The 18,617-nt window shown below is 61.6% G+C and carries 10 protein-coding genes, 4 tRNA genes and 2 rRNA genes; 15 read left to right on the forward strand and 1 reads right to left on the reverse strand.

Going from position 1 to position 18,617, the window contains the following annotated elements:
* The 15 genes from GWC77_RS10285 to rpoC form a co-directional block, all read left to right on the forward strand.
* Positions 1 to 111, forward strand: a 23S ribosomal RNA gene (locus GWC77_RS10285); the annotation flags it as partial.
* A gap of 131 nt (positions 112 to 242) precedes the next feature.
* Positions 243 to 356, forward strand: a 5S ribosomal RNA gene (rrf, locus tag GWC77_RS10290).
* A gap of 161 nt (positions 357 to 517) precedes the next feature.
* A tRNA-Tyr gene (locus GWC77_RS10295) sits at positions 518 to 603 on the forward strand.
* A 62-nt stretch (positions 604 to 665) separates the two neighbouring features.
* Positions 666 to 739 (forward strand) — tRNA-Gly (locus tag GWC77_RS10300).
* Between the two features lie 15 nt (positions 740 to 754).
* Positions 755 to 829: transfer RNA gene (locus tag GWC77_RS10305), tRNA-Thr, on the forward strand.
* A 61-nt stretch (positions 830 to 890) separates the two neighbouring features.
* Positions 891 to 2,081 carry an elongation factor Tu gene (gene tuf / locus GWC77_RS10310; RefSeq protein ID WP_173256817.1) on the forward strand — a complete coding sequence of 397 codons (1,191 nt, stop codon included), beginning with the start codon at positions 891 to 893 and terminating at the stop codon, positions 2,079 to 2,081.
* Between the two features lie 62 nt (positions 2,082 to 2,143).
* Positions 2,144 to 2,219 (forward strand) — tRNA-Trp (locus GWC77_RS10315).
* Between the two features lie 34 nt (positions 2,220 to 2,253).
* On the forward strand, positions 2,254 to 2,634 hold the full coding sequence (gene secE, locus GWC77_RS10320) for a preprotein translocase subunit SecE (RefSeq protein ID WP_173256818.1): 381 nt from the start codon (positions 2,254 to 2,256) through the stop codon (positions 2,632 to 2,634).
* A gap of 1 nt (position 2,635) precedes the next feature.
* Entirely contained in the window at positions 2,636 to 3,196 is a 561-nt protein-coding gene (gene nusG / locus GWC77_RS10325) for a transcription termination/antitermination protein NusG (RefSeq protein ID WP_173256819.1), read from the forward strand.
* A gap of 161 nt (positions 3,197 to 3,357) precedes the next feature.
* A complete protein-coding gene (rplK, locus tag GWC77_RS10330; RefSeq protein WP_173256820.1) occupies positions 3,358 to 3,789 on the forward strand; it encodes a 50S ribosomal protein L11 in 432 nt (143 codons plus the stop codon).
* Positions 3,790 to 4,488, forward strand: a complete 699-nt coding sequence (gene rplA / locus GWC77_RS10335; protein ID WP_173256821.1) for a 50S ribosomal protein L1 — start codon at positions 3,790 to 3,792, stop codon at positions 4,486 to 4,488.
* Between the two features lie 309 nt (positions 4,489 to 4,797).
* Positions 4,798 to 5,295 carry a 50S ribosomal protein L10 gene (gene rplJ, locus GWC77_RS10340; RefSeq protein WP_367949032.1) on the forward strand — a complete coding sequence of 166 codons (498 nt, stop codon included), beginning with the start codon at positions 4,798 to 4,800 and terminating at the stop codon, positions 5,293 to 5,295.
* A 96-nt stretch (positions 5,296 to 5,391) separates the two neighbouring features.
* Positions 5,392 to 5,769, forward strand: a complete 378-nt coding sequence (rplL, locus tag GWC77_RS10345; RefSeq protein ID WP_173256823.1) for a 50S ribosomal protein L7/L12 — start codon at positions 5,392 to 5,394, stop codon at positions 5,767 to 5,769.
* Between the two features lie 403 nt (positions 5,770 to 6,172).
* The gene (rpoB, locus tag GWC77_RS10350; RefSeq protein ID WP_173256824.1) at positions 6,173 to 10,279 is read left to right on the forward strand and encodes a DNA-directed RNA polymerase subunit beta; all 4,107 of its coding nucleotides are present in this window, start codon (positions 6,173 to 6,175) and stop codon (positions 10,277 to 10,279) included.
* Between the two features lie 21 nt (positions 10,280 to 10,300).
* Positions 10,301 to 14,545 (forward strand): DNA-directed RNA polymerase subunit beta', encoded by a 4,245-nt coding sequence (gene rpoC, locus GWC77_RS10355; protein WP_173256825.1) that lies wholly within the window; start codon positions 10,301 to 10,303, stop codon positions 14,543 to 14,545.
* Between the two features lie 314 nt (positions 14,546 to 14,859).
* Here rpoC and GWC77_RS10360 read toward each other — a convergent pair whose 3' ends face one another.
* Entirely contained in the window at positions 14,860 to 18,516 is a 3,657-nt protein-coding gene (locus GWC77_RS10360; RefSeq protein ID WP_173256826.1) for a hypothetical protein, read from the reverse strand.
* Between the last annotated feature and the right edge of the window lie 101 nt (positions 18,517 to 18,617).

The raw sequence follows: 18,617 nt of genomic DNA on the forward strand, positions 1-18,617 counted from the left end.
GACTTGATCCCCTTGAAGGGTCGTTCGAGACCAGGACGTTGATAGGTCGGGTGTGTACACGCAGTAATGCGTTCAGCTAACCGATACTAATTGCCCGTACGGCTTGATCCTATAACCGGAGCGTTTTATATGCCCAGGTTGTGATCCGCGCTTTGCCCTAGTGATACGTCACTACCCCCCATTACACCTCTGCTTCTTCCCAGATTGGCTGTGCAGCCCAAGCCGCACAGCAACAAGTCATGCCTGATGACCATAGCGAGTCGGTCCCACCCCTTCCCATCCCGAACAGGACCGTGAAACGACTCCACGCCGATGATAGTGCGGATTGCCCGTGTGAAAGTAGGTAATCGTCAGGCTCCCCATTGAAAACCCCCGGTTCGCAACATGCGAACCGGGGGTTTTTGCTTTGCGCGCCCGACCGCGCTCTGCACCCATTAAATGAGAGCGTTGAATGGCTTGGTACCGGCGCAGGTCTTGACTTTGCGCACCATTGCCATCATAATCACCCGTTCTCTGCGGAGGGGTGCCCGAGTGGCTAAAGGGGGCAGACTGTAAATCTGTTGGCTTACGCCTACGTTGGTTCGAATCCAACCTCCTCCACCAGAATGCAAGCTGCGAGCAGCAGTGAAGAGCAGGAATCGTGAAGGCACGATCGTGAAGCCTTAGCGGGTGTAGCTCAATGGTAGAGCAGAAGCCTTCCAAGCTTACGACGAGGGTTCGATTCCCTTCACCCGCTCCAATGCCAAGAAGTAGCGCCCATGTGGCTCAGTGGTAGAGCACTCCCTTGGTAAGGGAGAGGTCGGCAGTTCGATCCTGCCCATGGGCACCAGCGGTGTCAGTGTTTGTTTGCGTGCGGCGCAACATACGGAAAATCCTCTTAGGAGTCGAAAATGGCCAAGGGTAAGTTTGAACGGACCAAGCCGCACGTGAACGTCGGCACGATCGGTCACGTGGATCACGGCAAGACCACGCTAACGGCGGCAATCACGACGGTGCTGACGGCGAAGTTCGGCGGCGAGGCAAAGGCGTACGACCAGATCGACGCGGCGCCGGAAGAAAAGGCGCGCGGCATCACGATCAACACGGCGCACGTGGAGTACGAGACGGCGAACCGTCACTATGCGCACGTCGATTGCCCGGGCCACGCGGACTACGTGAAGAACATGATCACGGGCGCGGCGCAGATGGACGGCGCCATCCTGGTGTGCTCGGCCGCGGACGGCCCGATGCCGCAAACGCGTGAGCACATCCTGCTGGCGCGTCAGGTCGGTGTGCCGTACATCATCGTGTTCCTGAACAAGTGCGACATGGTGGACGACGCGGAGTTGCTCGAGCTGGTGGAAATGGAAGTGCGCGAGCTGCTCTCGAAGTACGACTTTCCGGGCGACGAAACGCCGATCATCAAGGGTTCGGCCAAGCTGGCGCTGGAAGGCGACAAGGGCGAGCTCGGTGAAGTGGCGATCATGAACCTGGCCGATGCGCTGGACACGTACATTCCGACGCCGGAGCGCGCGGTGGACGGTGCGTTCCTGATGCCGGTGGAAGACGTGTTCTCGATCTCGGGTCGCGGCACGGTGGTGACGGGCCGCGTGGAGCGGGGCGTGATCAAGGTTGGCGAGGAAATCGAAATCGTCGGTATCAAGCCGACGGTGAAGACGACGTGCACGGGCGTGGAGATGTTCCGCAAGCTGCTGGACCAAGGTCAAGCGGGCGACAACGTGGGTATCCTGCTGCGCGGCACGAAGCGCGAAGACGTGGAGCGCGGCCAAGTGTTGGCCAAGCCGGGTTCGATCACGCCGCACACGCACTTCACGGCCGAGGTGTACGTGCTGAGCAAGGACGAAGGCGGCCGTCACACGCCGTTCTTCAACAACTACCGTCCGCAGTTCTACTTCCGTACGACGGACGTGACGGGCTCGATCGAGTTGCCGAAGGACAAGGAAATGGTGATGCCGGGCGATAACGTGGCGATCACGGTCAAGCTGATCGCACCGATCGCCATGGAAGAAGGCCTGCGCTTCGCTATCCGCGAAGGCGGCCGTACCGTCGGCGCAGGTGTCGTTGCGAAGATCATCGAGTAAGCCAGCAAGTCTCGGTGGTCTGTGGTTTCGGGGTTGGCGTCATAGCCAACCCCAACTGGTTTAGGGGTATAGCTCAACTGGCAGAGCGTCGGTCTCCAAAACCGAAGGTTGGGGGTTCGATTCCCTCTGCCCCTGCCAAAATTTCAGCGCGTCATGCGCGCGTTAAGGTGTTATGGCGAATCCTTCCGTCGAAGTTGTGGATACATCCAGCGACAAACTGATACTTATCGCGGGCGTACTGCTGGTCGTGGCCGGATTCGTAGGATTCTTCTGGCTCAGCGGCCAGGAATGGTATGTGCGCGGCGCAGCCCTGTTGGTTGGCGTGGTCGCGGGTGTTGTGGTCGGTCTCCTCTCCTCCCCCGGTAAGGGTTTTATCGCGTTCGCCAAGGATTCCTACAAGGAAGTCCGCAAGGTGGTCTGGCCGACTCGCAAAGAAGCGTCGCAGACCACGCTTGTCGTGTTCGGCTTCGTGCTCGTCATGGCGGTGCTCCTTTGGATCAGCGATAAGTCCATCGAGTGGGTCATTTTCTCGGTGATTCTGGGTTGGAAATGATATGAGTGGCGATACTCCGGCATCTCCGAGCGGTAAACGTTGGTACGTCGTGCATGCCTACTCCGGTATGGAGAAGAGCGTGCAGCGCGCGCTTCAGGAGCGCATCGAGCGCGCGGGCATGCAAGACAAGTTTGGCCAGATTCTCGTGCCTACGGAAGAAGTCGTCGAAGTGAAGGGTGGCCATAAGTCGGTCACCGAGCGACGCTTCTTCCCCGGCTACGTGCTCGTCGAAATGGAAATGACCGACGAAACGTGGCACCTCGTGAAAAACACGGCAAAGGTCACGGGCTTCGTGGGCGGTGCGCGTAATCGGCCGAGCCCGATCTCGCCGCGCGAAGTCGAAAAGATCATGTCGCAGATGCAAGAGGGCGTCGAAAAACCGCGTCCCAAGACATTGTTCGAGGTCGGCGAAATGGTTCGCGTCAAGGAAGGCCCGTTCACGGACTTCAATGGCACGGTCGAGGAAGTGAATTACGAGAAGTCGCGCGTTCGCGTGTCGGTCACGATCTTCGGGCGCGCCACGCCTGTGGAGCTCGAATTCGGGCAGGTCGAGAAGTTGTAATCGAATATCAACGGATCGCTCGTTCGCGAGCGCTCCGTCTTTCCGCGCTTACGGTCCGCGTCATGACCGTTGAGGAGCGTCAGTAGCCTTGGATCGATCGGGCGAACGCGCGTTACTACTCACCGAACGCAGTATCTTCGCGTTCCAACGAGGTTGTCGAAATGGCAAAGAAAATCATCGGCTTTATCAAGCTGCAGATCCCTGCAGGTAAAGCCAATCCGTCGCCGCCGGTCGGTCCGGCACTGGGTCAGCGTGGCCTGAACATCATGGAGTTCTGCAAGGCGTTCAACGCGCAGACTCAATCGATGGAGCCGGGTCTGCCGGTTCCGGTCGTGATCACCGCGTTTGCCGACAAGAGCTTCACGTTCATTCTGAAGACGCCGCCGGCAACGGTTCTGATCAAGAAGGCAGCGAAGATCGACAAGGGATCGAGCAAGCCGCATACGGACAAGGTCGGCAAGATCACGCGCGCGCAAGCCGAAGAGATCGCCAAGACCAAGATGCCCGATCTGACGGCAGCCGATTTGGACGCCGCGGTCCGCACGATCGCTGGCAGCGCCCGCTCGATGGGCATCACCGTGGAGGGCGTGTAAATGGCTAAGGTATCGAAGCGTTTGCAAGCATTCGCGTCCAAGGTCGATCGCCAGAAACTGTACCCGATCGACGATGCGCTCGCCCTCGTCAAGGCATGCGCGACCGCCAAATTCGACGAGTCGATCGACGTCGCGGTTCAACTCGGCATCGATGCGAAGAAGTCGGACCAGGTGGTCCGCGGTTCGGTGGTTCTGCCCGCCGGTACCGGCAAGTCGGTCCGCGTCGCCGTGTTCGCGCAAGGCGACAAGGCCGAGCAGGCTCGCGCCGCAGGTGCCGAGATCGTCGGCATGGAAGATCTCGCCGAACAGATCAAGGCCGGTAATCTGAATTTCGACGTGGTCATCGCGTCGCCCGATACGATGCGTGTCGTCGGTACGCTCGGTCAGATCCTCGGTCCGCGTGGCCTGATGCCGAACCCGAAGGTCGGCACGGTTACGCCGGATGTCGCCACGGCTGTCAAGAACGCGAAGGCTGGCCAGGTCCAGTTCCGCGTCGACAAGGCGGGGATCATCCACGCGACGATCGGACGTGCATCGTTCGAGCCGACCGCGCTGCGCACGAACCTTTCGGCACTGGTCGAGGCGTTGCAAAAGGCGAAGCCGGCGACGAGCAAGGGCGTGTACCTGCGCAAGATCGCATTGTCGAGCACGATGGGTGTCGGCGTGCGCGTCGATCAAGCGACGCTCGCCGCGCAGTAAGGAATCGAACCGTGTCGGCGGTCTCGTTCGCCGACGCGGATTTAAAGGGCTTTGGGCGGTCGCGGCAAGGCAGTTCGCTTGACGCGGCCGGTTGTCAAAGACCGTTGGCGGGAACGCAGCTTCATGGGCGGTCCCTTAATGCAAGCCAACGCAGATGGCGAACCCGAAACAGTTTTGCAGTGATGAGGTCGGTTGTTTGTGCAGCGATGCGCAGGCGGTCCGCCCGAAATACTCCTAACACCTCGGACGCCGTTGTTGAACGCGGCATGTGAAGCTCCCCGCCGATCATGCCGAATCTGGAGGTTAACCGTGCCACTCAATAAAGAAGATAAGCAGGCCGTCGTGGCTGAGGTTTCCGCGCAAGTCGCGAAAGCCCAGACCATGGTGCTTGCGGAGTATCGTGGAATCGCGGTTGGCGATCTGACGAAGCTGCGCGCGAAAGCGCGCGAGCAACAGGTGTACCTGCGCGTGTTGAAGAACACGCTGGCGCGTCGCGCCGTGGAAGGTACCCCGTTCGCTCCGTTGGCTGATCAGATGACCGGTCCTCTGATCTACGGCATCTCGGAAGATGCCATTGCTGCTGCCAAAGTCGTCAATGACTTCAGCAAAGGCAATGACAAGTTGATCATCAAGGCCGGTGCCTACGAAGGCAAGGTGATGGACAAGGCTGGCGTGCAAGCGCTCGCCAACATCCCGAGCCGCGAGGAGTTGCTCTCCAAGCTGTTGTTCGTCATGCAAGCGCCTGTTTCGGGCTTTGCGCGCGCACTCGCTGCGCTCGCGGAGAAGAAGCAGGGCGAAGCCGCCTGAGTTCGCTCGGCAGGTTACGCGTGATGCGCTTCGGCCGAGCGTAATGTCCGTCAAGGATCGCTGGCTGTATCCGAATTCAATTTAGGAGTATTTCAAATGGCAATCGCAAAAGAAGACATTCTGGAAGCCGTTGGCTCGATGTCGGTTCTGGAACTGAACGAACTCGTCAAGGCGTTCGAAGAGAAGTTTGGCGTGTCGGCTGCTGCTGTCGCGGTGGCTGGCCCGGCAGCGGGTGGCGGCGCAGCCGCAGCGGCTGAAGAGCAGACCGAATTCACGGTGAACCTGCTCGAAGCCGGTGCGAACAAGGTGTCGGTCATCAAGGCCGTTCGCGAACTGACGGGCCTTGGCCTGAAGGAAGCGAAGGACCTCGTCGACGGCGCACCGAAGCCCGTCAAGGAAGCGGTGCCCAAGGCCGCTGCCGAAGAGGCGAAGAAGAAGCTGGAAGACGCTGGCGCGAAGGCCGAGATCAAGTAACGATCGACTTCGCTCAGCGAAGGCTGGCGGTTTTTCACCGCCGGCCTTTTTGTGCTTTGTGGGGACTGCGTTTTGCTGTGCCTTTCGCTGCGTCGTTTCGCAGCTCGGGCGAGGCGGATGCAACCCCACGAGGCCGGACGAAGAGGCCAAAGAAAATTGCCCCTCGGTGCTGCCGAGCGACATTTTTCTTTGTCTTCTGAAGCGACTGCAGAAGGCAAGTTTGGTCGGGCTGCGGGCAACACAGGCATCCGCAGCCGTCAGCCAGCGGTTGGTAGCGGCCAACCACCAAGCTTCTAGGCTCGTTCAAGCCTCAGGACGGCCATCGGGTCTCAGTCGGTGAACACTCGGGTTCCCAGATCCAGGCATCTCGCCTCGACAATGCCCGCCGTGATTCGGAGATCGTATGCAATATTCCTTCACCGAGAAGAAGCGCATTCGCAAGAGCTTTGCGAAGCGCCCCATCGTTCACCAAGTACCTTTCCTGCTGGCCACCCAGCTTGAATCATTCAGCACGTTTCTGCAAGCGGACGTGCCAACCGTGCAACGCAAGCCCGAGGGCCTGCAGGCGGCGTTTTCGTCTGTTTTTCCGATCGTCTCGCACAACGGCTTCGCGCGCCTCGAGTTCGTGAGCTACGCGTTGTCGCCGCCGGCATTCAACATCAAGGAATGCCAGCAGCGCGGCCTCACCTATTGCTCGGCGCTGCGCGCCAAGGTACGCCTGGTGTTGCTCGATAAAGAGTCGCCGAGCAAGCCGGTCGTGAAGGAAGTGAAGGAGCAGGAAGTCTACATGGGCGAAATTCCGCTCATGACGCCGACCGGCTCGTTCGTCATCAACGGCACCGAGCGTGTGATCGTCTCGCAGCTGCACCGCTCGCCGGGCGTGTTCTTCGAACACGACAAGGGCAAGACGCACAGCTCGGGCAAGCTGCTTTTTTCGGCACGGATCATTCCCTACCGTGGCTCGTGGCTCGACTTCGAATTCGACCCGAAGGACATTCTGTACTTCCGCGTCGACCGGCGCCGCAAGATGCCGGTCACGATCCTGCTCAAGGCGATCGGCCTTACGCCCGAACAGATCCTCGCCAACTTCTTCGTCTTCGACAACTTCACCTTGATGGGCGAAGGCGCGCAGATGGAGTTCGTGCCCGAGCGTCTGCGCGGCGAAGTCGCGCGCTTCGACATCACGGACCGCGACGGTAACGTGATCGTCCAGAAGGACAAGCGGATCAACGCGAAGCATATTCGCGACCTCGACAACGCGAAGACGAAGTTCATCTCCGTGCCCGAGGACTATCTGCTCGGCCGCGTGCTCGCCAAGAACGTCGTCGACGGCGAAACGGGCGAAGTCATCGCCAACGCGAACGAGGAAATCACCGAAACCACGCTCGAGAAGCTGCGCGAAGCGAAGGTCAAGGACATCCAGACCCTCTATACGAACGATCTGGATCAAGGCCCGTACATCTCCTCGACGCTGCGCATCGACGAAACGGCCGACAAGACGGCCGCGCGCATTGCCATCTACCGCATGATGCGTCCGGGCGAGCCGCCGACCGAAGAAGCGGTCGAAGCGCTGTTCAATCGCCTTTTCTACAGCGAAGACGCCTACGACCTGTCGAAGGTCGGCCGCATGAAGTTCAATCGCCGCGTCGGCCGTGACGAGATCACGGGCCCGATGACGCTGCAAGACGACGACATCCTGGCCACGATCAAGATCCTCGTCGAATTGCGCAACGGCAAGGGCGAAGTCGACGATATCGATCACCTCGGCAATCGTCGCGTGCGTTGCGTCGGCGAACTGGCGGAGAACCAGTTCCGCGCCGGTCTCGTGCGCGTCGAGCGTGCGGTCAAGGAGCGTCTCGGCCAGGCGGAAAGCGAAAACCTGATGCCGCACGATCTGATCAACTCGAAGCCGATTTCGTCGGCGATTCGCGAGTTCTTCGGCTCGTCGCAGCTTTCGCAGTTCATGGACCAGACGAACCCGCTGTCGGAGATCACGCACAAGCGTCGCGTCTCGGCATTGGGCCCGGGCGGTCTGACGCGCGAGCGTGCCGGCTTCGAGGTGCGCGACGTGCACCCGACCCACTACGGCCGCGTGTGCCCGATCGAAACGCCGGAAGGTCCGAACATCGGCCTCATCAACTCGCTCGCGCTCTATGCGCACCTGAACGAGTACGGCTTCTTGGAAACGCCGTACCGCAAGGTCGTCGACGGCAAGGTGACGGACCAGATCGATTATCTGTCCGCTATCGAGGAAGGTCGCTACGTGATCGCTCAGGCGAACGCGGCGGTGGCCGACGACGGTACGCTCACCGACGAACTCGTGTCGTCGCGTGAGGCGGGCGAGACGCTGATGGTGACGCCGGACCGCATCCAGTACATGGACGTGGCGCCGTCGCAGATCGTTTCGGTTGCTGCCTCGCTCATCCCGTTCCTCGAGCACGACGATGCGAACCGGGCGTTGATGGGCTCGAACATGCAGCGTCAGGCCGTACCGTGTCTGCGTCCGGAAAAACCGGTCGTCGGTACCGGTATCGAACGCACGGTCGCGGTCGACTCGGGCACGACGGTTCAGGCGCTGCGCGGCGGCGTGGTCGATTATGTGGATGCCGGGCGTATCGTCATTCGCGTGAACGACGACGAGGCGGTCGCGGGCGATGTGGGTGTCGACATCTACAACCTGATCAAATACACGCGTTCGAACCAGAACACGAATATCAACCAGCGTCCGATCGTCAAGGTCGGCGATCGCGTTTTGCGCGGCGACGTACTGGCCGATGGCGCATCGACGGATCTGGGCGAGCTCGCGCTCGGCCAGAACATGCTCGTCGCGTTCATGCCGTGGAACGGCTACAACTTCGAGGATTCGATCCTGATCTCGGAGAAGGTCGTTGCGGACGATCGCTACACCTCGATTCACATCGAGGAGTTGAACGTCGTCGCTCGTGACACGAAGCTCGGACCGGAAGAAATCACGCGCGATATCTCGAACCTCGCGGAAGTGCAGCTTTCGCGTCTGGACGAGTCGGGCATCGTCTACATCGGCGCTGAAGTCGAGGCGGGCGACGTGCTGGTCGGCAAGGTCACGCCGAAGGGCGAGACGCAGTTGACGCCGGAAGAAAAGCTGCTTCGCGCGATCTTCGGTGAAAAGGCATCCGATGTGAAGGATACGTCGCTGCGCGTGCCCTCGGGCATGAGCGGCACGGTCATCGACGTGCAAGTGTTCACGCGCGAAGGCATTCAGCGCGACAAGCGCGCGCAGCAGATCATCGACGATGAACTCAAGCGCTACCGTCTCGACTTGAACGACCAGCTGCGCATCGTGGAAGGCGACGCCTTCCAGCGTCTTGCGCGCATGCTCGTCGGCAAGGTCGCGAACGGCGGTCCGAAGAAGCTGGCGAAGGGCACGAAGATTGACCAGGCGTACCTGGAGGATCTCGACCACTATCACTGGTTCGATATCCGCCTCGCGGACGAGGACGCGGCAGCACAGCTCGAAGCCATCAAGGATTCGATCGAGCAAAAGCGTCACCAGTTCGATCTCGCCTTCGAGGAAAAGCGCAAGAAGCTGACGCAGGGCGACGAGTTGCCCCCGGGCGTGCTCAAGATGGTCAAGGTGTATCTGGCCGTCAAGCGCCGCCTGCAGCCTGGCGACAAGATGGCAGGCCGCCACGGGAACAAGGGCGTCGTGTCGAAGATCGTGCCGATCGAGGACATGCCCTACATGGCGGACGGCCGTCCGGCCGACGTGGTGCTCAATCCGCTCGGCGTGCCGTCGCGGATGAACGTGGGTCAGGTGCTCGAGGTACATCTCGGCTGGGCCGCGAAGGGTCTGGGCTGGCGCATCGGCGAGATGTTGCAGCGTCAGGCGAAGATCGAAGAGCTGCGTGTGTTCCTGACCAAGCTCTACAACGAGTCGGGTCGTGCCGAGGAGCTCGAAGGCTTCGGCGACGACGAGATTCTCGAGCTCGCGAAGAATCTGCGCGAAGGCGTGCCATTTGCCACGCCGGTGTTCGACGGCGCGACGGAAGAGGAAATGTCGAAGATGCTCGATCTCGCATTCCCCGACGACGTCGCACAAGAGCTCGGCATGACTGCGTCCAAGAACCAGGTTCGCCTGTTCGACGGCCGCACCGGCGAAGCATTCGAGCGGCCCGTTACCGTGGGCTACATGCACTACCTGAAGCTGCACCACCTTGTCGACGACAAGATGCACGCGCGTTCGACGGGCCCGTACTCGCTCGTCACGCAGCAGCCGCTCGGTGGTAAGGCGCAATTCGGTGGTCAGCGCTTCGGTGAAATGGAAGTGTGGGCGCTCGAAGCGTATGGCGCTTCGTACGTGCTGCAGGAAATGTTGACGGTGAAGTCCGATGACGTGACGGGCCGGACGAAGGTGTACGAGAACCTCGTCAAGGGCGACCACGTGATCGACGCGGGCATGCCGGAATCCTTCAACGTGCTGGTGAAGGAAATCCGCTCGCTCGGCATCGACATCGACCTCGACCGCAACTAATCGGACTACGGAGAGAAGGCAATGAAAGCTCTGCTCGATCTATTCAAGCAAGTCCAACAAGAAGAAGTTTTCGACGCGATCAAGATCGGTCTGGCCTCGCCCGACAAGATCCGTTCGTGGTCGTTCGGTGAAGTCAAGAAGCCCGAGACGATCAACTATCGTACGTTCAAGCCCGAGCGTGACGGCTTGTTCTGCGCGAAGATCTTTGGCCCGATCAAGGACTACGAATGCTTGTGCGGCAAGTACAAGCGCCTGAAGCATCGTGGCGTGATCTGCGAGAAGTGCGGCGTCGAAGTGACGCTCGCCAAGGTGCGCCGCGAGCGCATGGGCCACATCGAGTTGGCCTCGCCCGTCGCGCACATCTGGTTCTTGAAGTCGCTGCCGTCGCGTCTGGGCATGGTGCTCGACATGACGCTGCGCGACATCGAGCGCGTGCTGTACTTCGAAGCATACGTAGTGATCGACCCAGGCATGACGCCGCTCAAGGCGCGGCAGATCATGACCGAGGAGGATTACTACAACAAGGTCGAAGAGTACGGTGACGAGTTCCGCGCCGAGATGGGTGCGGAAGGCGTGCGCGAACTGCTGCGCGCGATCAATATCGACGAGCAGGTCGAAACGCTGCGCACGGAACTCAAGAACACGGGCTCCGAAGCGAAGATCAAGAAGTTCGCCAAGCGCCTGAAAGTGCTCGAGGCCTTCCAGCGTTCGGGCATCAAGCCCGAATGGATGGTGCTCGAAGTGCTGCCGGTGCTGCCGCCCGAGTTGCGTCCGCTCGTGCCGCTCGATGGTGGTCGTTTCGCCACGTCGGATCTGAACGATCTCTATCGTCGCGTCATCAACCGAAACAACCGCCTGAAGCGTCTGCTCGAGCTCAAGGCGCCGGAGATCATCGTCCGCAACGAAAAGCGGATGCTGCAGGAAGCCGTCGACTCGCTGCTCGACAACGGCCGCCGCGGCAAGGCGATGACGGGCGCGAACAAGCGTCCGTTGAAGTCGCTCGCCGACATGATCAAGGGCAAGGGCGGCCGCTTCCGTCAGAACCTGCTCGGCAAGCGCGTCGACTACTCGGGCCGTTCGGTCATCGTGGTCGGTCCGACGCTGAAGCTGCACCAGTGCGGTCTGCCGAAGCTCATGGCGCTGGAACTCTTCAAGCCTTTCATCTTCAACAAGCTTGAAGTGATGGGTGTGGCCACGACGATCAAGGCCGCGAAAAAGGAAGTGGAGAACCAGACGCCGGTGGTGTGGGACATCCTCGAAGAGGTGATCCGCGAGCATCCGGTGATGCTGAACCGCGCGCCGACGCTGCACCGCCTCGGCATCCAGGCGTTCGAGCCCGTGCTGATCGAAGGCAAGGCGATCCAGCTGCATCCGCTCGTTTGCGCGGCGTTCAACGCCGACTTCGACGGTGACCAGATGGCCGTGCACGTGCCGCTGTCGCTCGAAGCGCAGATGGAAGCGCGTACGCTCATGCTCGCGTCGAACAACATCCTGTTCCCGGCCAACGGCGATCCGTCGATCGTGCCGTCGCAGGATATCGTGCTCGGCCTTTACTACGCGACGCGCGAAGCGGTCAACGGCAAGGGCGAAGGCATGTCGTTCACGGGCGTGTCCGAAGTGTTGCGCGCCTATGAAAACAAGGAAGTCGAGCTGGCTTCGCGCGTGAACGTCCGGATCACCGAAATGGTGGCGAACGAAGACACGTCGGAAGGTGCGCCGCAGTTCGTGCCGAAGATCTCGCTTTACGCGACGACGGTCGGCCGCGCGATCCTGTCGGAAATTCTGCCGCCGGGGCTGCCCTTTTCGGTGCTGAACAAGCCGCTCAAGAAGAAGGAAATCTCGCGCCTGATCAACACCGCGTTCCGCAAGTGCGGTCTGCGCGCGACGGTGGTTTTCGCCGACCAACTGATGCAGTCGGGTTTCCGTCTGGCTACGCGCGCGGGCATTTCGATCTGCGTCGACGACATGCTCGTGCCGCCGCAAAAGGAAGTGATCGTCGGCGACGCCGCGAAGAAGGTGAAGGAGTACGACCGCCAGTACATGTCGGGTCTCGTCACTGCACAAGAGCGCTACAACAACGTGGTCGACATCTGGTCGGCAACGTCGGAAGCGGTCGGCAAGGCGATGATGGAACAGCTCTCGACGGAGCCGGTCACCGATCGCGACGGCAATGAAGTCCGCCAGGAGTCGTTCAACTCGATCTACATGATGGCCGACTCGGGTGCGCGCGGCTCCGCGGTGCAGATCCGTCAGCTCGCCGGGATGCGCGGCCTGATGGCGAAGCCGGACGGCTCGATCATCGAGACGCCGATTACGGCGAACTTCCGCGAAGGCCTGAACGTGCTGCAGTACTTCATCTCGACGCACGGCGCACGTAAAGGTCTGGCCGATACGGCACTGAAGACGGCGAACTCGGGCTACCTGACGCGCCGTCTCGTCGACGTGACGCAAGATCTGGTCGTGACGGAAGAAGATTGCGGCACGAGCAATGGCGTGGCGATGAAGGCGCTCGTGGAAGGCGGTGAAGTCGTCGAAGCGCTGCGCGACCGGATTCTCGGCCGCGTCGCGACGGCCGACGTCGTCAACCCCGAGACGCAGGAAACGCTGTACGAGTCCGGCACGCTGCTCGATGAAGTGGCGGTCGAGGAAATCGAGCGTCTCGGCATCGATGAAGTGCGGGTGCGCACGCCGCTCACCTGCGAGACGCGCTATGGCCTGTGTGCCTCGTGCTACGGCCGCGATTTGGGTCGCGGCTCGCTCGTGAACGTCGGCGAAGCGGTCGGCGTGATCGCGGCGCAGTCGATCGGCGAGCCGGGTACGCAGCTGACGATGCGGACGTTCCACATCGGCGGTGCGGCATCGCGTGCGGCGGTGGCTTCGTCGGTCGAAGCGAAGAGCAACGGTACGGTGCGCTTCACCTCGACGATGCGCTACGTGACCAACGCGAAGGGCGAGCAGATCGTCATTTCGCGTTCGGGCGAGGCGATGATCACGGACGATCATGGCCGCGAGCGCGAGCGTCACAAGGTGCCTTACGGCGCGACGCTGTTGCAGCTCGACGGCGCGCAGATCAAGGCCGGTACGCAACTGGCGACGTGGGATCCGCTCACGCGTCCGATCATCACCGAGTACGGCGGTACGGTGAAGTTCGAGAACGTCGAGGAAGGCGTGACGGTCGCGAAGCAGATCGACGATGTGACGGGCTTGTCGACGCTCGTCGTGATCGACGTGAAGCGCCGCGGCTCGCAAGCCTCGAAGACGGTCCGTCCGCAGGTGAAGCTGCTCGATGCGAGCGGCGAGGAAGTCAAGATCCCCGGCACGGAGCATTCGGTGCAGATCGGCTTCCAGGTCGGCGCGCTGATCACGGTGAAGGACGGACAGCAAGTGCAGGTCGGTGAAGTGCTTGCGCGTATCCCGACGGAATCGCAGAAGACGCGTGACATTACCGGCGGTCTGCCGCGTGTGGCGGAGCTTTTCGAAGCGCGTTCGCCGAAGGACGCCGGCATTCTCGCGGAAGTCACCGGTACGGTCTCGTTCGGTAAGGATACGAAGGGCAAGCAGCGTCTCGTCATCACGGACCTCGAAGGCGAGCAGCACGAGTTCCTGATCGCGAAGGAAAAGCAGGTGCTCGTCCATGATGGTCAGGTCGTCAACAAGGGCGAAATGATCGTGGACGGTCCGGCCGATCCGCACGACATCTTGCGTTTGCAGGGTGTCGAGGCGCTGTCGCGCTATATCGTCGATGAAGTGCAGGACGTGTACCGTTTGCAGGGCGTGAAGATCAACGACAAGCACATCGAAGTGATCGTGCGTCAGATGCTGCGCCGTGTGCAGATCGTCGATAACGGCGATACGCGCTTCATTCCGGGCGAACAAGTCGAGCGGTCGGACATGCTCGACGAGAACGACCGGATGACGGCGGAAGACAAGCGCCCGGCGACGTACGAGAACGTGCTGCTCGGTATCACGAAGGCATCGCTGTCGACCGATTCGTTCATCTCGGCCGCATCGTTCCAGGAAACGACGCGCGTGCTGACCGAAGCGGCGATCATGGGCAAGCGCGACGATCTGCGCGGGCTGAAGGAAAACGTGATCGTCGGCCGCTTGATTCCGGCCGGTACCGGTCTTGCGTTCCACAAGGCGCGCAAGAACAAGGAGGCTTCGGACCGCGAGCGTTACGATCAGATCGCCGCGGAAGAAGCGTTCGAGTTCGGTCCGCCCGAGACGCCTGCGGACGAGCAGCAGCAACAGCATCCGGCGGAGTGATGCACGGGCGGCGCGATGCGCCGCCTCTTCCGCAGCGTTGCGCAGGCGCCTCTCGAGGCCGGTGCGCGACGGTGCTGGATCGAAACCCACGGCACGATGTGCAGTGGGTTTTTTTTTTACGGCCACAGTTAGCGCTTCAGCGCTTACTGAGGCCCAATGCAGAGCAACGGCCACAGTTAGCGCTTCAGCGCTTACTGAGGCCCAATGCAGAGCAACGGCCACAGTTAGCGCTTCAGCGCTTGCTGAGGCCCAATGCAGAGCAACGCGGCGGTTGCGGTGCTCTTGGTGCGGCTTTCGTGGCTGTCATGTGCGCGCTAAGCGTTGCGCACGACGGCGGCCTTCTGTTGCGCGATGAACTCGCGCATATCGCCGATGAATTGCTCGCGCGAGTCGGAATCCGTCATGTAGAACATGTGGCCGCCCGCATAGGTGCGAAAGGAAATCCGCGCGGCGACTTCGCGCGGCAAGTGATTGAATGCGTAGGTGTGCTGCGTGAAGGGCGAGCGCACGTCATATCGGCCGGCCGCGGCGAACACGTTGACTTTCGGGTTCTTGCGCAGCATATCCATGAGATGGTTCTGCGAGCGCGTCGGCGAATTCTGGTAGGGCCCCCATCCCCACCGATCGTACGAGACGTCGAGCACGACGTACGGCCGCGCGAGGTCGTCGGTCGGCCAGTAATCGAGGTCGCGCCTCATAAAGGCGGTGAGTGCCGTCTGAAAGTTCGACGCCATGTCCTTCAGCACGTAGGCGAACGGATCGGCGCCGGGTTCGGTAGGCACTGCGGTGGTTTTCATGCGGGCGTCGAGCGCCGCGATCGTTTGCCCGGGCAGCAGTGACGAGCAGAACTCGAGCGGCGAAATTTGGAGGCGTTTTTCCTTGACGTAATCAACGTCGAGATGAATGAACTCGGCAAGCTTTCGCGCGACGCGATCGAAACGTTCGGGGTCCTCCCGAAGCAGGGCATTACCGCGCGCAATGGCCAACATGTATTCGTAGGATGCGAACCGATCGACTTCACGCAGGAACTCCGTCTCGTCGGGATAGCGGCGCTGCATCTCCGGAAAATGCTGCCGCGCCGTCGCTGCGAACGGCACGATCGCGCCCGCGTAGGAGGTGATCGATTCAGGGGCGAAATCGGTGAGCGCGGCGCTGAGGTGACCCGAAACCAGAAATAGGCCGCCGAGCGGCACACGATGATCCGACAGCCGGTCCATGGCGCGCGTCCATCGATGCACTCCGTAAGAGGTGCCCATCGCGAAGATCGGACTTGCACCGAGGCGCTCCGGCTCCCGCCCGCGATACTGCATCAGGTATTCCGCGTGGACGTTCGCGTCGTCTTCAAGATTGAAATACTTTTCATGGGAGCGATCGCTCATGTAACTGTCGCCCGTGCCGGGCGCATCGAGGAACAGCAGGCGGGCGCATGAAAGCAGCGACTCGGGATTCGGCACAACCTCGTTTCGCTCATTGACGATGATCGGTCCGAGCCCGCCGCCCAGGTACCAGGCAGGGCTCGCCCCGGGGCCGCCTCCTTGAATGACGACCGTCGGCTCGTCCGGGGGCGCTCCCGCTCGTTCGAACTCGAGCGATGTCATCTTGATCGCGGGTTTGCCCGGTAGCGACACATAGAGCTCACTTCGCCGGGCCGTGTAGGGTGTCTCCTTGCCGTCGAGGACCGTTTCCGCGCGCCAGATTTTGGGCGGGCGCGCGATCCTGTTCGTCTCGTGAACTCGGGATACGCCCATGCGCAATTGCACGAAGGGATGCGTCACGTCTTTTGTCGGCAATGCGCTGAGCGCCTGCGGGTCGCGACGCAGCGCAAGCTCATCGTTCGTCGCCTGATCGCGCCAGGAAGCCGGATGCAGTGCGGCGCGGATACGCGACAACGCCTGAACGTCGGTGTTATCGCGCACGAGTTTCAACGCGTCATCGATGCTGACAAGTGCCGCGGACTTGCCGAGCGGAGAGCCGGCATGCCGACGCCCGACGAAATAGCGGGTCCTGCAACTCGAATGCGGATCGTCGAAATCGTCGACGTACCCAAGCAGAGGACCATGCAGGCCCAGTTGTCCGTTGACGGCGTCGAGCGCGGCATCGGGGCGCAGCGCGCCGGACGCAACGCGTCTCTTGGGTAGGGCCCATCCATTGCCGCCGGGCTGCTGCACGAGCCACACCATCCCGTTCGGCTCGATCATGACCGCGCCTGCTTCGTGCAGCGCGGCGGGTACGTGTGGATAAGGGTGCCGCGCGTCGATCGACGCATGGATCGCCGCGTGCGGCAGCCGAAGGGCGCGGAGCGCTTCCTCTTCGACCGGCGTAAATGGAACGCCGTACAGCTCTGCCGGAATCGGGCTCGAAGGAGAGACCATCAGCGCATGCTTGGGCGTCGTTCCCGCGAGCCGCCTTTGCCAATAGTGAGGATGGCTGCCATCGATGAATTCGGGGAGGAGGTAAAGGTCGGGCATCAGCTCTTTCGCGGTTGCCTGGATACAGATCAGCGGCACGAATGGGCGGTCCGTGCGCAACGCGCGTCGCAAATACGGATCCGCCTGGAACGATGTCCGCTCCTTGTCCGGCACGAATGCGTAGACGTAGGCGGGCCGCGCCCGAGGTTCACCTGCCGCGATCAGCGTGGGCTCGGACGCGCAATGAACTGGCGTCGATCCAGGTTTGGCATTGTCGGTCGCCCAGCCGGCCGTGCCGTGAAAGCGCAGCAACATCGTCGCGACTGCATCGATATCGGTATACACGCGGATGAAGCGCGGATCGTCTTCCACCTCGAAACCAAAGGTGTTGTACGCCTGTGCCTGATCTCGCTGAGAGGCCGATGAGATGATTTGTCGGGTTCCGTCCGTATCGACGTAGAAAACGGCCTCCGGGAACTGCGCGGCGATGAACTCGAGGGCGGCGCGCGGGGGCCACGTCGCGTGACGCAGATACTCGATTGCGGGATCGTCCTGAGCGACTGACGACTTCATCGGCCCGATGGGCGGCCGCACGCGCCCGCTGCGCCGGATATCGCTCGTCATCGTGTTGCGACGCTCGATCAACGTCGTGATCAGCGGGTCGCGTTTGCCGATGCTGTGATGCATATTCGAATCGACGACGATCTGCAGCACGCGATCATCCAATCTGGCCAACAGGTCCGCTCCTCTCGCGATGAACTCCTCCGGGACGCGACGAAAGATCTCTGCGGTCTTGACGTCTACCATCGGCGCACTATCGAGCCCGAATCCCCAGATTCCTGTTCCGAACTCAGGTTTGGGGTTTCCGTCGAAATCGTGCAGGAGCACCCCTTCGAAGGACGCGCGAACGGCGATCCCGCTTTCGCGATGGATGCCGAGCGTTGCCCCTACCGCGTCGTTGCCAAGGAGCTTATCGATCGGGTGCCACTCGTAGACCCCGTTTCGTTTCGAGAGCTCGTGCTGAGTCAACCGTTCCATCGAATGATCGAGGTCTCCCGCGATTTGCCTCAATGCGACGGTGGATTTGCCATCGTAGCGCCACACGTGGCGGCATTCCGCGGCAGGCGCACCCACGAAGCGGTAGATGAGGCTGGCAATGACCCATTCGTCGCAGATTGCGGGCGGAAGCTGCGTGAGCGTCCATCGAACGTCATCCGCGTCCCTGTAAACGGCACGCGGCCGGGGGCCGGGCAAATCCCAGAGATGCTCGAGCCCGTCGAGGCGCAGCGGGGGATAGGCAAGCTTGGGGGATTCGGGGCTGAATCCGGTGGGGTCATGGGCGAGGGCTCCGGACCGTCGTGGTCGCTCGCGCTGGTCGGGCGCCGGCTGACGGCCGTAGGGGGCGAGCGGTCCGAACGGCGCTCGCGCAGCCGGGGAGCCTGCGGGGGACCGACTAGACGCGGCCTCGCCGTCGCGCCGGTCAGGCGTTTGTGCGCCCGAGCCGTGTGCGTAAGGCGAGCGGTCGAAGTCGCCCGAGCCGCCAATATTCCAGTTGCCGTTCATTTCGATGCGCGATTGTCGACGGATGCGCCATGCTATTGGGAAAATGGCGCGACGGAACCCGCCCTGCGAAGCCCGTACGGCATAGCCGAAAACACCTGCCG

Origin of the sequence: Paraburkholderia sp. NMBU_R16, from assembly GCF_013282575.1 — a bacterium.
Lineage (GTDB): Bacteria > Pseudomonadota > Gammaproteobacteria > Burkholderiales > Burkholderiaceae > Trinickia.

Excerpts from the sequence above, each read along its gene's own strand:
- tuf (WP_173256817.1), top strand. The coding sequence starts at position 891 with ATGGCCAAGGGTAAGTTTGAACGGACCAAGCCGCACGTGAACGTCGGC.
- secE (WP_173256818.1), top strand. The coding sequence starts at position 2,254 with ATGGCGAATCCTTCCGTCGAAGTTGTGGATACATCCAGCGACAAACTG.
- nusG (WP_173256819.1), top strand. The coding sequence starts at position 2,636 with ATGAGTGGCGATACTCCGGCATCTCCGAGCGGTAAACGTTGGTACGTC.
- rplK (WP_173256820.1), top strand. The coding sequence starts at position 3,358 with ATGGCAAAGAAAATCATCGGCTTTATCAAGCTGCAGATCCCTGCAGGT.
- rplA (WP_173256821.1), top strand. The coding sequence starts at position 3,790 with ATGGCTAAGGTATCGAAGCGTTTGCAAGCATTCGCGTCCAAGGTCGAT.
- rplL (WP_173256823.1), top strand. The coding sequence starts at position 5,392 with ATGGCAATCGCAAAAGAAGACATTCTGGAAGCCGTTGGCTCGATGTCG.
- rpoB (WP_173256824.1), top strand. The coding sequence starts at position 6,173 with ATGCAATATTCCTTCACCGAGAAGAAGCGCATTCGCAAGAGCTTTGCG.
- rpoC (WP_173256825.1), top strand. The coding sequence starts at position 10,301 with ATGAAAGCTCTGCTCGATCTATTCAAGCAAGTCCAACAAGAAGAAGTT.
- GWC77_RS10360 (WP_173256826.1), bottom strand. The coding sequence starts at position 18,516 with ATGAACGGCAACTGGAATATTGGCGGCTCGGGCGACTTCGACCGCTCG.